The organism is Pseudomonas brassicacearum (assembly GCF_009601685.2).
GTDB classification, from domain to species: Bacteria; Pseudomonadota; Gammaproteobacteria; order Pseudomonadales; family Pseudomonadaceae; genus Aquipseudomonas; species Aquipseudomonas kilonensis_B.
Window position 1 is genome coordinate 5,599,370 of the sequence record NZ_CP045701.2, and the last position, 15,227, is coordinate 5,614,596.

Here is a 15,227-nt window from a genome sequence, read left to right on the forward strand (position 1 = left end):
CATCGCCGCACGTTTTTTGGGCACGCGCATAAATTAGAGAGGCCGGGATGTATATCTATCGCTTGGTCCTGCTCCTGGTAGTGGGGATTTATCTGTTCTCCCCGGCCATCATGGATTGGTGGATCGATGCCACGGGTGCCTGGTATCGGCCGTATCTGCTCTGGCTGATCCTGATTGTCGTGACCTTCATCCTGCAGAGCCAAAAAGATGCCGATGAGCTTTAGCCTGACCCAGATGATCCTGATCAGCGCCGCCTACCTGGCCGTGCTGTTCGGCGTAGCCTGGATCAGCGAACGAGGCATGATCCCCCGGGCGATCATCCGCCACCCGCTGACCTACACCCTGTCGCTGGGTGTCTATGCCAGCGCATGGGCGTTCTATGGCACGGTCGGGCTGGCCTACCAGTATGGCTATGGTTTCCTGTCCAGTTACCTGGGGGTGTCAGGGGCGTTCCTGCTGGCGCCGGTGTTGCTCTATCCGATCCTGAAAATCACCCGCACCTACCAACTGTCGTCACTGGCCGACCTGTTCGCCTTTCGCTTTCGCAGCACCTGGGCCGGCGCGCTGACCACCATCTTCATGCTGATCGGGGTGCTGCCGCTGCTGGCCCTGCAGATCCAGGCCGTGGCCGACTCCATCAGCATCCTGACCCGCGAGCCGGTGCAGCACCGGGTGGCGCTGAGCTTCTGCGTACTGATCATCCTGTTCACGATTTTCTTTGGTTCCCGACACATCGCCACACGGGAGAAACACGAAGGCCTGGTGTTCGCCATCGCTTTCGAATCGGTGATCAAGCTGATTGCCATCGGTGGCGTCGGTCTCTATGCCCTGTACGGTGTGTTCGATGGCCCGCAACAGCTGGAAGTGTGGCTGCTGCAGAACCAGACCGCCCTCGCCGCCCTGCACACACCCTTGCAGGAAGGCCCATGGCGCACGCTGTTGCTGGTGTTCTTCGCATCAGCCATCGTGATGCCGCACATGTATCACATGACCTTTACCGAAAACCTCAACCCGCGCTCGCTGGTGAGCGCCAGCTGGGGCCTGCCGCTGTTCCTGCTGCTGATGAGCCTGGCGGTACCGCTGATCCTCTGGGCCGGCCTGAAGCTGGGCGCCAGTACCAATCCGGAATACTTCACCCTGGGCATCGGCATCGCCGCCAACAACAAGGCCCTGGCGTTGCTGGCGTATGTTGGAGGCCTGTCGGCGGCCAGTGGCCTGATCATCGTCACCACGCTGGCATTGTCGGGCATGGCCCTCAACCACCTGGTGCTACCGCTCTACCAGCCACCGGCCGAAGGCAATATCTACCGCTGGCTGAAATGGACACGGCGGGCGCTGATCGTCGCGATCATCATGGCCGGCTACGGCTTCTACCTGATGCTGGGTGAGGGACAGGACCTGGCCAACCTGGGCATCGTCGCCTTCGTTGCCACCTTGCAGTTCCTGCCCGGCGTGCTGTCGGTGCTGTATTGGCCGACCGCCAACCGCCGCGGCTTTATCGCCGGCCTGCTGGCAGGGATCCTGGTGTGGCTGGTCGCGATGCTGTTGCCATTGATGGGCAACCTGCAGGGCTTCTATATTCCGCTGCTGAACATGATCTACGTGCTCGACGACACCAGTTGGCATATGGCGGCCATCGCCTCCCTGGCGGCGAACGTGCTGATGTTCACCCTGATCTCGCTGTTCACCAACGCCAGTAGCGAAGAGGCCAGCGCTGCCGAAGCTTGCGCGGTGGACAATGTCCGCCGCCCGCAACGCCGCGAATTGCATGCCGCCTCGCCCCAGGAGTTCGCCACGCAACTGGCCAAGCCCTTGGGCGCCAAGGCCGCGCAAAAGGAAGTCGAACAGGCACTGCGCGACCTCTACCTGCCCTTCGATGAACGTCGCCCGTATGCCCTGCGTCGCCTGCGGGACCGGATCGAGGCCAACCTGTCCGGCCTGATGGGGCCCAGCGTGGCCCAGGACATGGTCGAGACGTTCCTGCCCTACAAGGCCGGCGGCGAGAACTACGTCACCGAAGACATCCACTTCATCGAAAGCCGCCTCGAGGATTACCATTCGCGCCTCACGGGCCTTGCCGCCGAACTGGACGCCTTGCGCCGTTACCACCGCCAGACCCTGCAGGAACTGCCGATGGGCGTGTGCTCCCTGGCCAAGGACCAGGAAATCCTGATGTGGAACAAGGCCATGGAAGAGCTCACCGGGATCGCCGCCCAGCGCGTGGTCGGTTCACGCCTGAGCACCCTGGGCGAACCGTGGAAAGGCTTGTTGCAAGGTTTCATCGACCTGCCGGACGAGCACTTGCACAAACAGCACCTGGCCCTCGACGGCCAGACCCGTTGGCTGAACCTGCACAAGGCGGCGATCGACGAGCCATTGGCTCCGGGTAACAGCGGCCTGGTGCTGCTGGTCGAAGACCTGACCGATACCCAGATGCTCGAAGACAAGCTGGTCCACTCCGAACGGCTGGCAAGCATCGGCCGATTGGCCGCCGGGGTGGCCCACGAAATCGGCAACCCGATCACCGGCATCGCCTGCCTGGCGCAGAACCTGCGCGAAGAGCGCGAGGACGACGGCGAGCTGACGGAAATCAGCGGCCAGATCCTCGAACAGACCAAGCGCGTGTCGCGCATCGTCCAATCGCTGATGAGCTTCGCCCATGCCGGCGGTCACCAGCACAATGACGAGCCCGTCTGCCTGGCCGAAGTGGCCCAGGACGCCATTGGTCTGCTGGCGCTCAACCGGCGCAATTTCGAGGTGCAATTGTTCAACCTGTGCGATCCGGATCATTGGGTCGATGGCGACCCCCAGCGGCTCGCCCAGGTGTTGATCAACCTGCTATCCAACGCGCGGGACGCCTCACCGGCCGGCAGCGCGGTGCGGGTCAAGAGCGAAGCCTTCGAACACACGGTCGACCTGATCGTCGAAGACGAAGGCAGCGGTATTCCACAGAACATCATGGACCGATTGTTCGAACCCTTCTTCACCACCAAGGATCCTGGCGAAGGCACCGGTCTGGGCCTCGCACTGGTCTATTCCATCGTTGAAGAGCATTATGGACAAATCACCATCGACAGCCCGGCCGATGTACAAAGCCAACGCGGCACCCGTATCCGGGTGACTTTGCCGCGTCATGTCGAAGCGACGTCCGCTGTGAACTGAGACCGTCGAGAGAATCGAATCAATGCCGCACATTTTGATCGTCGAAGACGAAACAATTATCCGCTCCGCCTTGCGCCGCCTGCTGGAACGCAACCAGTACCAGGTCAGCGAAGCCGGTTCAGTGCAGGAAGCACAAGAACGTTTCAGCATTCCCACGTTTGACCTGATCGTCAGCGACCTGCGCCTGCCTGGCGCCCCGGGTACCGAGCTGATCAAGCTCGGCCAGGGCACCCCCGTGCTGATCATGACCAGTTACGCCAGCCTGCGCTCGGCGGTCGACTCCATGAAAATGGGTGCGGTGGACTACATCGCCAAACCGTTCGACCACGACGAGATGCTCCAGGCCGTGGCCCGCATCCTGCGTGACCGACAGGCGGCGACCAGCAACCCGGCGGAACCCGTCGGCAAGGCCAGTGCCTCGGCGAAAGCCGGCGCCAGCAACAGCAATGGCGAAATTGGCATCATCGGTTCCTGCCCGCCCATGCAGGACCTGTACGGCAAGATCCGCAAAGTGGCGCCGACCGACTCCAATGTCCTGATCCAGGGCGAGTCCGGTACCGGCAAGGAGCTGGTAGCCCGTGCCCTGCACAACCTGTCACGCCGGGCCAAGGCACCGATGATCTCGGTAAACTGCGCGGCAATTCCCGAAAGCCTGATCGAGTCCGAACTGTTCGGTCACGAGAAAGGTGCGTTCACCGGCGCCAGCGCCGGGCGCGCAGGATTGGTGGAAGCGGCGGACGGCGGCACGTTGTTCCTCGATGAAATCGGTGAGCTGCCGCTGGAAGCCCAGGCGCGGTTGTTGCGGGTGCTTCAGGAAGGCGAAATCCGCCGGGTCGGCTCGGTGCAGTCGCAAAAGGTCGATGTCCGCCTGATCGCGGCCACCCACCGTGACCTCAAGAGCCTGGCGAAGATCGGCCAGTTCCGCGAAGACTTGTATTACCGCTTGCACGTGATTGCCTTGAAGCTGCCAGCCCTGCGCGAGCGTGGCGCGGACGTCAATGAAATCGCCCAGGCATTCCTCGCTCGCCAGAGCGCGCGGGTCAACCGCACCGATCTCAAGTTCGCCCCGGACGCCGAACAGGCCATTCGTCATTACGCCTGGCCGGGTAACGTTCGAGAGCTGGAAAACGCAGTCGAGCGGGCGGTGATCCTGTGCGAGAGCCCGGAAATCTCTGCCGACCTGCTGGGCATCGACATCGAACTGAGCGACCTGGACGACGAAGAGTTCATCGGCCTGGCCCCGCAACAGGGCGGCGCAGCCAACAACACCAGCCATGAACCCACCGAAGACCTGTCCTTGGAAGACTACTTCCAGCACTTCGTCCTGGAGCACCAGGACCACATGACCGAAACCGAACTGGCACGCAAACTGGGCGTAAGCCGCAAGTGCCTGTGGGAACGTCGCCAGCGCCTGGGGATTCCACGACGCAAGACCGGGGCGACCAGCGAAAGCTGAGGTGTGGGGTAACACCGCTGAATGTGAAAAAACTGTTACCTCAGCTTTTTCACGTAACAAAAGCCGGGGTTTACGGTAACGAAACCCCGGCTTTTTTTCGCCTCGGAAAAATGGCTATAACCTTAGACCCCCCGGTTTCGCTGGGCCTCGCAAAAGTTGGCACGCACCCTGCTATAGCTTTGGTACAAGAACAATAACAAGCAATGCAAAAGACAATAAAAATAAGACGAATCGACTCACGCACAATAAAAACAAGACGGCGAGAGGCGCAGCTAACTGATTCTTTTGGAGAGGCGTTGTATTTGGGGCTTGCCCCACAACCAGGCCGAGAACAATAAAAACTGTCTCAAGACAGGTGCCTGAACTGGTTGGATCGATCGATCACTGCAACACAGCGACCAAAGCAATCCGTTTGCTCTTGGCTCCCGATTGGGAGGGTCACGAAGGAAAAACCTTGTGGCGTGGGCACTCAACAAAAACAAGAAGCCCGAAACCAATAATAAAAATAGAGCACGTAACTAATTCTGGGGGAGCTTCGGCTCCCCTTGTGGTTTCTGTCGTCCCGCCGCCCCTTAGCCTACAAGGCTTGTCGCTAAAGCTTGCAGCTCTAAACTGCTCCGTCCTACACCATCCCTCGACTAAATGCTAGAATCTCGGCCCATCATGCGGTCATTCTTCGTTTTTGGCCGAATATTCCTTCAAACAGTGCATCCCATGCTGAAGAAGCTGTTCCAGTCATTCCGTTCTCCCTTGCGTCGTACGCAACACATTCGCAGCACGCCTGAAGTGCTCAACAGCGGCCAGCATTCACTGCAAAAGGCCCAGTTCAGCCGTTATGCGGTGAACATCGTCGAACGTTTGCAGAACGCCGGCTACCAGGCTTACCTGGTCGGTGGCTGCGTGCGCGACATGCTGCTCAACATCACCCCCAAGGATTTCGACGTTGCCACCAGCGCCACGCCGGAACAGATTCGGGCCGAATTTCGCAATGCGCGGATCATCGGCCGGCGCTTCAAGCTGGTCCACATCCACTTCGGTCGCGAAATCATCGAAGTGGCGACCTTCCGCGCCAATCACCCGCAAAACGATGAAGAGGAAGACAGCAACCAGTCTTCCCGCAACGAGAGCGGGCGCATCCTGCGCGATAACGTCTACGGCACGCTGGAAGAAGACGCGCAACGCCGCGACTTCACCATCAACGCCCTGTATTACGATCCGGTCAGCGAGCGCATCCTCGATTACGCCAACGGCGTACACGACATCCGCAATCGCCTGATCCGCCTGATCGGCGACCCCAAGCAGCGCTACCAGGAAGACCCGGTGCGAATGCTGCGGGCCGTGCGTTTCGCCGCCAAGCTGGATTTCGGCATCGAAAAACACAGCGCCGTGCCGATTCGCGAACTGGCACCGATGCTGCGGGAAATCCCTTCGGCGCGCCTGTTCGAAGAAGTGCTCAAGCTGTTCCTCTCGGGCAACGCCGCGGACACCTTCGAGATGCTGGTGGATCTGCAGTTGTTCGATCCGCTGTTTCCCGCCAGTGCCGAGGCCCTGGAGCACAACCCGACCTACACCCATACCTTGATCAGCGAAGCACTGATCAACACCGACCTGCGCATCAAGCAGAACAAGCCGGTGACGCCTGCGTTCCTGTTCGCGGCATTGCTCTGGCCTGCCCTGCCGGCCCGGGTGTTGCGCCTGCAAGAGCGTGGCATGCCGCCGATCCCGGCAATGCAGGAAGCCGCCCACGAGCTGATCGCCGAACAGTGCCAGCGCATCGCCATTCCAAAACGCTTCACGATGCCGATCCGCGAGATCTGGGACATGCAGGAACGTCTGCCACGGCGCAGCGGCAAACGTGCCGACTTGCTACTGGACAACCCGCGCTTCCGCGCCGGCTACGACTTCCTGCTGCTGCGTGAAAGCGCGGGCGAGCAGACCGATGGCCTGGGCGATTGGTGGACCGATTACCAGGACGCCAACGACAGCGAGCGCCGCGACATGATTCGCGAGCTCAGCGGCAAGGATGACGGCGCCAGCGGCCCGCGCAAGCGCCGTCGCAGCAGCGGTGCCAAGCGCAAGCGTGCCGGGGTACCGAGCGCATCGGGCGAGTAATCGATGGAACGCATCTACATCGGCATGGGCAGCAACCTGGCCGAACCCGCCGAACAATTGCGCAGCGCCATCCAGGCGCTGGCGCAGTTACCCGACACCCAACTGGTGGGGGTCTCGGCGTTTTATCAAAGTGATTCCCTGCTGCCCGGCCAGCCGCGCTACACCAACGCGGTGGCGTCGCTGGACAGCCGCCTGGCACCGCTGGACCTGCTCGATGCGCTGCAGGCCATCGAAACCGGACAAGGCCGCGAACGCCTCGAACGCTGGGGCCCGCGCACCCTGGACCTGGACATCCTGCTGTTCGGCGATCGCCAGATCGATGAGGCCCGTCTCAAGGTCCCCCACTACCACATGCAGGCCCGGGCCTTCGTGCTGTATCCGCTAGCGGAATTGGCGCCCACCGACCTGCGCCTGGCCGATGGGCGCTTGCTCAAGGACCTGCTGGCAGCGTGCCCATTCGCTGGCCTGGAACGCTTGCCACCTGCCTGACGAACACCATCCCCTGTGGGAGCGAGCTTGCTCGCGATAGCGTCGGCACATCCAGTATCTAGGGTGACTGACACACCGCCATCGCGAGCAAGCTCGCTCCCACAGGATACGGACCCGGCAGTCAGATCAGAAACACACCTCCACGCTGAAACGCATCAGTAACCCCGGTAACACCCGGCGGTAACACATCCAATTGACTTCCCGGGTGCTCCTCACGACTATAGGCGTCCCGTTGCCGCCAATACGGCGCTGAAGGGCGCAATCCAGGCCTTACAAGCACCACGCATAGAAGGTGCGCCTGTATAAATGACGAATCATGCGCGTTACTCGCAGTAGTTCACGAGCGCCTAATGAGGACTTTTTCATGCCAGCTATTACCCTGACCACGCTGCAAGGTCTCAAGCAAAAAGGTGAGAAAATCGCCATGCTGACCTGCTATGACGCAACTTTCGCCCACGCCTGCAATGAGGCCGGTGTCGAAGTGTTGCTGGTGGGCGATTCCCTCGGCATGGTGCTGCAAGGTCACGACAGCACGCTGCCGGTGACCACCGCCGAGATGGCCTACCATGTGGCCGCCGTCAAACGCGGTAACACCGATGCACTGATTCTCGCCGACCTGCCATTCATGGCCTACGCCACCCTCGAACAAACCATGACCAACAGCGCCATGCTGATGCAGGCCGGTGCCCACATGGTCAAGATCGAGGGCGCGTTGTGGCTGGCCGATTCGATTCGGCTGCTGGCCGAGCGGGGCATCCCGGTGTGCGCGCACCTGGGCCTGACCCCACAAGCGGTCAATATCCTCGGTGGCTACAAAGTCCAGGGCCGCAATGAAAACCAGGCGCGGCAGATGCGCGCCGATGCGATTGCACTGGAGCAAGCTGGCGCGGCGATGTTGCTGCTCGAATGCGTGCCCAGCGAGCTGGCCGAAGAAATCACCCAGGCGGTAAATATCCCGGTAATCGGGATCGGTGCCGGCCACGCCACCGATGGCCAGGTGCTGGTGCTGCACGACATGCTCGGGCTGTCGATCACCGGTCGCGTACCCAAGTTCGTGAAGAACTTCATGGTTGGGCAAACGTCCATCCAGGCGGCTTTGGGCGCCTACGTTGCGCAAGTCAAAGCAACGACTTTCCCTGGCGCCGAACACGGGTTTTCTGCATGAACACCGTAAAAACCGTACGCGAACTGCGGGCCGCCGTGGCCCGTGCCCGCGGCGAAGGCAAACGGATCGCCTTCGTGCCAACCATGGGCAACCTGCACAGCGGCCACATGGCGCTGGTCACCAAGGCCGCGCAACGGGCCGACTTCGTGGTGGCGAGCATTTTCGTCAACCCCCTGCAATTCGGAGCCGGCGAAGACCTGGACAAATACCCCCGCACCCTGGCGGCCGACCAGGAGAAACTGCTCCAGGCCGGCTGCCATCTGCTGTTCGCGCCCAGCGTCGAAGAGATGTACCCCGACGGCATGGCCGGACAGACCCGGGTCAGCGTCCCGCAATTGTCCGAAGGCTTGTGCGGCGCCAGCCGTCCAGGGCATTTCGAGGGTGTGGCGACGGTGGTCAGCAAGCTGTTCAACATGGTCCAGCCTGACCTGGCGGTGTTTGGCCAGAAAGACTTCCAGCAACTGGCGGTGATCCGCGCACTGGTCCATGACCTGAACATGCCGATCCAGATCATTGGCGAGCCGACCGTTCGCGCCGAGGACGGCCTGGCGCTGTCCTCGCGCAACGGCTTCCTCAGCCCGGATCAACGTGCCGTTGCGCCCGTGGTCTATCGCGCCCTGAGCCAGATCGCCGAGGCCATCAAACAGGGCCGACGAGATTTCCCGGCGCTGGTCGATGAGCAGCTCAAACAACTCGAAGCCGCCGGCCTGCGTCCCGACTACCTGGAAATCCGTCACGCCAAGACCTTGCGCCCGGCGTTGAGCGAGGACCGTGACCTGGTGATTCTGGTGGCAGCCTTCCTGGGCACCACACGCCTGATCGACAACCTGCACCTGGACCTCGACACGCCCGCCTGAAATCCCCTTTGTAGGCGCACGTCTGTGGGAGCAAAGCTTGCTCGCGATAGCGGTCTGAAACTCGACATACATGTCGAATCTGACCATGTCGTCGCGAGCAAGCTTTGCTCCCACATACAGACTGCACCTGCAAATCCCTCGCGTATTGCCGCCCCACAAGCCTTCAGGCAGACTGCCCGCCGTTCGGACCCGACCAGAGGAAACATTCATGCACGCCATCATGCTCAAGGCCAAGCTGCATCGCGCCGAAGTCACCCACGCGGTGCTCGATTACGAAGGCTCCTGCGCCATTGATGGTGAGTGGCTGGACCTGTCGGGGATCCGTGAGTACGAACAGATCCAGATCTACAACGTCGACAATGGCGAGCGCTTCACCACCTACGCCATCCGTGGCGAGGAAGGTTCGCGGATGATCTCGGTGAACGGCGCCGCAGCGCACAAGGCCAAGGTGGGTGATCGTGTCATCATCTGCGCCTACGCCCACTACAGCGAAGCCGAGCTGGTCAACTTCAAGCCTCGCATGCTGTACATGGCCCCGGGCAATGAACTGAGCCACACCAGCAATGCCATTGCGGTCCAACTGGCCTGATCGAACCCTGCTGTGGGAGCAAAGCTTGCTCGCGACTGCAATGGACCGTTGCATGGATGTCGCCTGGCACACGGCTATCGCGAGCAAGCTTTGCTCCCACAGCGAACCATTCCCTCCCCCTGTTGTATAAAAAAGTACCGGGAACCGGTCAGACAAAGTCAAGACAGATCGCAACGCGAGGTTTACTGTATTCGCCCTGCGTCCGGCGATCGAGCCAATGCAGTGTCCGGACGCCCACCTCGAGCCGCGCCGGAATTTTTAGTGTACAAAAGGTCGTTCAAGTAAAAAGGAAACCCGCAGCGATGGCGTATTACCGAACCCCTCATGACGTGACCGCTCTGCCAGCCTGGCAAGCGCTGAATGACCACCGCAAAGCCATGCAGGATTTCAGCATGCGCGAAGCGTTCAATGCCGATCCGCAGCGTTTCACTCAATTCACCCTGTCGAGCTGCGGCCTGTTTCTCGACTACTCGAAAAACCTGATCAACGCCCAGACCCGCGACCTGCTGGTGGGCCTGGCCAACGAAGTCGACCTCAAGGGCGCGATCAAGTCGCTGTTCGAAGGCGAAATCGTCAACGCCTCGGAAAACCGCCCTGCCCTGCACACCGCCCTGCGTCGGCCGGTGGGCGACAAGTTGCTGGTCAACGGCGTCAATGTGATGCCGGACGTGCACAAAGTGCTGAACCAGATCACCGACCTGGTGGGCCGCATTCACGACGGCCTGTGGCGCGGCTACACCGAGAAGCCGATTACCGACGTGGTGAACATCGGCATCGGTGGTTCTTTCCTCGGCCCGGAACTGGTGTCCGAAGCGCTGTTGTCCTACGCGCAAAAAGGCGTTCGCTGCCACTACCTGGCGAACATCGACGGCAGTGAGTTCCATGAACTGACCATGAAGCTGCGCGCCGAGACCACGCTGTTCATCGTCTCGTCGAAATCCTTCAACACCCTCGAAACCCTGAAGAACGCCCAGGCCGCCCGCGCCTGGTACCTGGCCCAGGGTGGCTCCGAAGCGGAGCTGTACCGCCACTTCATCGCCGTGTCGAGCAACAACGCCGCCGCCGTGGCCTTCGGCATCCGCGAAGAAAACATCTTCCCGATGTGGGACTGGGTCGGTGGGCGTTACTCGCTGTGGTCAGCCATCGGCCTGCCGATTGCCCTGGCCATCGGCATGTCGAACTTCAAGGAATTGCTCTCCGGTGCCTATTCCATGGACCAGCATTTCCAGAGCGCCCCGTTCGAGCAGAACATGCCCGTGCTGCTGGCACTGCTGGGCGTGTGGTACGGCAACTTCTGGGGTGCGCAGAGCCATGCGATCCTGCCGTACGACCACTACCTGCGTAACATCACCAAGCATTTGCAGCAATTGGACATGGAATCCAACGGCAAGAGCGTGCGCCAGGACGGTACACCGGTGTCGACCGACACGGGCCCGGTGATCTGGGGCGGCGTCGGCTGCAACGGTCAGCACGCCTACCATCAGTTGCTGCACCAAGGCACCCAGTTGATCCCGGCCGACTTCATCGTGCCGATCGTCAGCTTCAACCCGGTTTCCGACCATCACCAGTGGCTGTACGCCAACTGCCTGTCCCAGAGCCAGGCGCTGATGCTGGGCAAGACCCGCGCCGAGGCCGAAGCCGAGCTGCGTGACAAGGGCGCCAGCGAAGAAGAAGTTCAGAAACTGGCCTCCCACAAGGTGATCCCGGGCAACCGTCCGAGCAACACCTTGGTGGTCGAACGCATCAGCCCCCGTCGTCTCGGCGCACTGGTGGCGCTGTATGAACACAAGGTGTTCGTGCAGAGCGTGGTCTGGGGCATCAACGCCTTCGACCAATGGGGCGTGGAACTGGGCAAGGAACTGGGCAAGGGCGTCTACAATCGCCTGGTGGGCAGCGAAGAAAGCCCGGCCGAAGATGCCTCGACCCAGGGCTTGATCAACTACTTCCGCGGACGTCACCGCGGGTGATAGTCTGACAGAGCGGCTCACCCGCCCTGTCACCTTTCATTTAGGACAGTTCCTACGGCTCGGGTCACCCGCAAACCGTGGGGGACACGGTACCGTAGGAGCTGCCGAAGGCAGCTCCTACGGGGGTCGTGCAGCTCCCCTCTTGTCACAAAACAAGAATAAGGAACCGTCATGTTCGATATCAGCCAGTACCCCCAAGCCGATGCCGTCCGCCGGGCTGCGCAACTGAGTCAGGACGAGTACAAGCGGCTCTATAAAGAATCCATCGAACACCCCAGCGCCTTCTGGGCCGAGCAGGCCACGCGCTTTCTCGACTGGATGACGCCCTGGCAAACCGTCCAGCGCTATGACCTCAAGAACGGCGACGCAACCTGGTTTGCCGGTGGCCAGCTGAACGTCAGCGCCAATTGCATCGACCGTCACCTGGAAACGCGCGGCGATCAGGTCGCAATCATCTGGGAAGGCGACAACCCCGCCGAGTCGGCGCAAATCACTTACAAAAAACTTCACAACCATGTGTGCCGCCTGGCCAACGTGCTGAAAAGCCGTGGCGTGAAGAAAGGTGACCGGGTCTGCATCTACATGCCGATGATCCCCGAGGCCGCCTACGCCATGCTCGCCTGTACCCGCATCGGCGCGGTGCATTCAGTGGTGTTCGGCGGTTTCTCACCGGACTCGCTGCGCGACCGGATTCTCGACGCCGATTGCCGCACCGTGATCACCGCTGACGAAGGCGTGCGCGGCGCACGCTTCATACCGCTCAAGCGCAACGTCGACAAGGCCCTGGAAAGTTGCCCGAACGTCAGCACCGTGCTGGTGGTCGAGCGCACCCAGGGCGAAGTGGATTGGGTTGAAGGCCGTGACCTGTGGTACCACCAGGCCATGCACGAGATGAGCGACGATTGCCCACCCGAACCGATGGACGCCGAAGACCCATTGTTCATCCTCTACACCTCCGGCAGCACTGGCAAACCCAAGGGCGTGCTGCACACTACGGGCGGCTATCTGCTGCAAGCGGCGATGACGTTCAAGTACGTGCTCGATTACCGCGACAACGAAGTGTTCTGGTGCACCGCCGATGTCGGCTGGGTCACCGGCCATAGCTACATCGTCTATGGCCCGCTGGCCAATGGCGCCACCACACTGATCTTCGAGGGCGTGCCGAGCTACCCCAGCAGTTCGCGCTTCTGGCAGGTGATCGACAAGCATCAAGTCAATATCTTCTACACCGCACCGACCGCCCTGCGCGCGCTGATGCGCGAAGGTGCCGGACCGTTGCAGGAAACGTCCCGCAAAAGCCTGCGATTGCTCGGCACCGTCGGTGAGCCAATCAACCCGGAGGCGTGGGAATGGTATTTCAACACGGTAGGCGAACAGCGCTGCCCGATTGTCGATACCTGGTGGCAGACCGAAACCGGCGGCATCATGCTCAGCCCGTTGGTGAGTACCCCACGGCTCAAGCCAGGCTGCGCCACCCGGCCGATGTTCGGCGTGCAACCAGTCTTGCTGGATGAAGTGGGCAAGGAAATCAGCGGCGCCGGCAGCGGCGTACTGGCGATCAAATCCAGTTGGCCGGGACAGATTCGCAGCGTCTATGGCGATCATCAGCGCATGGTCGACACGTACTTCAAGCCCTACCCTGGCTATTACTTCACCGGCGACGGCGCGCGCCGCGACGAAGACGGCGATTACTGGATCACCGGGCGCATCGACGATGTGATCAACGTCTCCGGGCATCGCATTGGCACCGCCGAGGTGGAAAGCGCCCTGGTGCTGCACGACAACATTGCCGAAGCGGCCGTCGTCGGCTACCCCCACGACCTCAAGGGCCAGGGCATCTACGCCTTTGTCACGCCGATGAACGGTGTGGAGGCCAATGACGAGTTGAAGAAGGAATTGCTGGCCCACGTCAGCAAGGAAATCGGCAGCTTCGCCAAGCCGGAACTGATCCAGTGGGCGCCGGCGTTGCCCAAGACCCGTTCGGGCAAGATCATGCGGCGCATCCTGCGCAAGATCGCCTGCAACGAACTCGACAGCCTCGGCGACACCTCGACCCTGGCCGACCCAAGTGTGGTGGAGGGGTTGATCGACAAGCGCCTGAATCGCTAAGCCAAACGACGCGGTTCCCCAGAGGCACCGCGTCCTTGTGGTGAGGGGCTTGGTGGGAGCAAAGCTTGCTCGCGATACAGGCACCTCGATTCCTGAAAGACCGCATCGCCTTCATCGCGGGCAAGCCTTGCTCCCACAAAGCCCTTCGCCACAGGTCGAGCCCGACTCAACAACATGCAATACCCAACCCGAGTATGCATAACTGCTAAACTCCCGCGCCTCATTTCTCTAAGGCGCGCCCGGCATGTCTTCCTTGAATCAGGCGCTGCGCGCCGCCCTCGACCAGCGCCAGGCGCTGCTCGGCCAACTGCACCCGCAAGGCACCGACTGCTATCGCCTGTTCCATGGCAGCCAGGAAGGCGCGCCCGGCCTGACCATCGACCGCTACGGCCCGCAACTGCTGGTGCAAAGCTTCCATCAGTCGCTGGAGCGCGACGACCTGCTGCAACTGCACGGCATCGTTAACGAGCATCTGGGCCTGGACACCCTGCTGGTCTACAACGACCGCGCCCGGGGCAATTCGCGCGTCGACCGCCAGGACACCGTCTATCAGGCGGACGAGGCTGCCCTGCAAGACCTGGTCGGGCATGAATGGGGCTTGAATTATCGCGTCCGTGGCCGCCATGCAGGGCAGGACCCACTGCTGTTTCTCGACCTGCGCAATGCCCGGGGCTGGGTCAAGGCACACAGCCGCAATAAAAGCGTGTTGAACCTGTTCGCCTACACCTGCGGCGTCGGCCTGAGCGCCGCGGCCGGTGGTGCGCGGGAGGTGTGCAACCTGGACTTCGCCGAAGGCAACCTGGCGGTGGGCCGCGAAAACGGCCTGCTCAACCCCGAGTTGCCGCCGATGGAATTCGTGCAGTCGGATTACTTTCCGGCGATCCGCCAACTGGCCGGCCTGCCCATCAGCCAGCGACGCGGGCAGAAACTGCCCAGCTACGTGCGCCTGGAGCCGCGCCAGTACGACATGGTGCTGCTCGATCCACCGGCCTGGGCCAAAAGTGCCTTCGGCACCGTCGACCTGCTGCGCGACTATCAAAGCCTGCTGAAACCGGCACTGCTCGCCACCGCCGAAAATGGCGTGCTGATCTGCTGCAACAACCTGGCAAAAGTCCCCATGGACGACTGGCGCGAGCAGGTATTGCGTTGTGCGCAGAAAGCCGGTCGCACGGTGCGCGAGTGGAGCGTGTTGACGCCCGGCAGCGATTTCCCTTCCCGGGACCAGCAGCCGCCGCTCAAGACGTTGATCCTCCAGCTCTAGGCCCGCGTCGGAATTATCACTGAGAAAATCAGAGAAATCGCATAAATCACAGTGGCTTCG

The 15,227-nt window shown here is 61.5% G+C and carries 11 protein-coding genes; all 11 read left to right on the top strand.

Translation table 11 applies throughout. The features are described 5' to 3' along the window. The first annotated feature begins 47 nt into the window (after positions 1 to 47). The 11 genes from GFU70_RS24260 (at position 48) to GFU70_RS24310 (ending at position 15,167) form a co-directional block, all read left to right on the top strand. Entirely contained in the window at positions 48 to 224 is a 177-nt protein-coding gene (locus GFU70_RS24260; RefSeq protein ID WP_003176118.1) for a hypothetical protein, read from the top strand. Continuing rightward, positions 208 to 3,162 (top strand): sensor histidine kinase, encoded by a 2,955-nt coding sequence (locus tag GFU70_RS24265; RefSeq protein WP_165826005.1) that lies wholly within the window; start codon positions 208 to 210, stop codon positions 3,160 to 3,162. Before GFU70_RS24260 ends, GFU70_RS24265 begins: the two co-directional genes overlap by 17 nt. A 22-nt stretch (positions 3,163 to 3,184) precedes the next feature. Beyond that, positions 3,185 to 4,618 (top strand): sigma-54-dependent transcriptional regulator, encoded by a 1,434-nt coding sequence (locus tag GFU70_RS24270; protein ID WP_058542227.1) that lies wholly within the window; start codon positions 3,185 to 3,187, stop codon positions 4,616 to 4,618. A 714-nt stretch (positions 4,619 to 5,332) separates the two neighbouring features. After that, complete coding sequence (locus GFU70_RS24275) at positions 5,333 to 6,730, top strand: polynucleotide adenylyltransferase PcnB (protein WP_058542226.1); 1,398 nt, start codon at positions 5,333 to 5,335, stop codon at positions 6,728 to 6,730. Positions 6,731 to 6,733: 3 nt separating this feature from the next. Next, positions 6,734 to 7,219, top strand: a complete 486-nt coding sequence (folK, locus tag GFU70_RS24280; protein WP_116641325.1) for a 2-amino-4-hydroxy-6-hydroxymethyldihydropteridine diphosphokinase — start codon at positions 6,734 to 6,736, stop codon at positions 7,217 to 7,219. 364 nt (positions 7,220 to 7,583) lie between these two features. Continuing rightward, on the top strand, positions 7,584 to 8,384 hold the full coding sequence (panB, locus tag GFU70_RS24285) for a 3-methyl-2-oxobutanoate hydroxymethyltransferase (protein WP_058545001.1): 801 nt from the start codon (positions 7,584 to 7,586) through the stop codon (positions 8,382 to 8,384). Beyond that, positions 8,381 to 9,241: a pantoate--beta-alanine ligase gene (panC, locus tag GFU70_RS24290; protein WP_116641324.1), complete on the top strand. Its 861-nt coding sequence runs from the start codon at positions 8,381 to 8,383 to the stop codon at positions 9,239 to 9,241. The genes panB and panC overlap by 4 nt, the downstream gene beginning before the upstream one ends. 208 nt (positions 9,242 to 9,449) lie before the next feature. After that, positions 9,450 to 9,830, top strand: coding sequence for an aspartate 1-decarboxylase (panD, locus tag GFU70_RS24295; RefSeq protein WP_058545003.1), 381 nt, complete (start codon positions 9,450 to 9,452; stop codon positions 9,828 to 9,830). A 302-nt stretch (positions 9,831 to 10,132) separates the two neighbouring features. Then, positions 10,133 to 11,797, top strand: coding sequence for a glucose-6-phosphate isomerase (pgi, locus tag GFU70_RS24300; RefSeq protein WP_116641323.1), 1,665 nt, complete (start codon positions 10,133 to 10,135; stop codon positions 11,795 to 11,797). Between the two features lie 171 nt (positions 11,798 to 11,968). Then, the gene (gene acs, locus GFU70_RS24305) at positions 11,969 to 13,906 is read left to right on the top strand and encodes an acetate--CoA ligase (RefSeq protein ID WP_153388913.1); all 1,938 of its coding nucleotides are present in this window, start codon (positions 11,969 to 11,971) and stop codon (positions 13,904 to 13,906) included. A 244-nt stretch (positions 13,907 to 14,150) separates the two neighbouring features. Next, positions 14,151 to 15,167, top strand: a complete 1,017-nt coding sequence (locus tag GFU70_RS24310) for a class I SAM-dependent rRNA methyltransferase (protein WP_116641321.1) — start codon at positions 14,151 to 14,153, stop codon at positions 15,165 to 15,167. The last annotated feature ends 60 nt before the right edge of the window (positions 15,168 to 15,227 follow it).

What these genes read in the sequence shown, in the direction of transcription:
- panC (WP_116641324.1), top strand. Translation starts at nt 8,381, where the DNA reads ATGAACACCGTAAAAACCGTACGCGAACTGCGGGCCGCCGTGGCCCGT.
- GFU70_RS24310 (WP_116641321.1), top strand. Translation starts at nt 14,151, where the DNA reads ATGTCTTCCTTGAATCAGGCGCTGCGCGCCGCCCTCGACCAGCGCCAG.
- GFU70_RS24260 (WP_003176118.1), top strand. Translation starts at nt 48, where the DNA reads ATGTATATCTATCGCTTGGTCCTGCTCCTGGTAGTGGGGATTTATCTG.
- folK (WP_116641325.1), top strand. Translation starts at nt 6,734, where the DNA reads ATGGAACGCATCTACATCGGCATGGGCAGCAACCTGGCCGAACCCGCC.
- acs (WP_153388913.1), top strand. Translation starts at nt 11,969, where the DNA reads ATGTTCGATATCAGCCAGTACCCCCAAGCCGATGCCGTCCGCCGGGCT.
- panD (WP_058545003.1), top strand. Translation starts at nt 9,450, where the DNA reads ATGCACGCCATCATGCTCAAGGCCAAGCTGCATCGCGCCGAAGTCACC.
- pgi (WP_116641323.1), top strand. Translation starts at nt 10,133, where the DNA reads ATGGCGTATTACCGAACCCCTCATGACGTGACCGCTCTGCCAGCCTGG.
- GFU70_RS24270 (WP_058542227.1), top strand. Translation starts at nt 3,185, where the DNA reads ATGCCGCACATTTTGATCGTCGAAGACGAAACAATTATCCGCTCCGCC.
- panB (WP_058545001.1), top strand. Translation starts at nt 7,584, where the DNA reads ATGCCAGCTATTACCCTGACCACGCTGCAAGGTCTCAAGCAAAAAGGT.
- GFU70_RS24265 (WP_165826005.1), top strand. Translation starts at nt 208, where the DNA reads ATGCCGATGAGCTTTAGCCTGACCCAGATGATCCTGATCAGCGCCGCC.
- GFU70_RS24275 (WP_058542226.1), top strand. Translation starts at nt 5,333, where the DNA reads ATGCTGAAGAAGCTGTTCCAGTCATTCCGTTCTCCCTTGCGTCGTACG.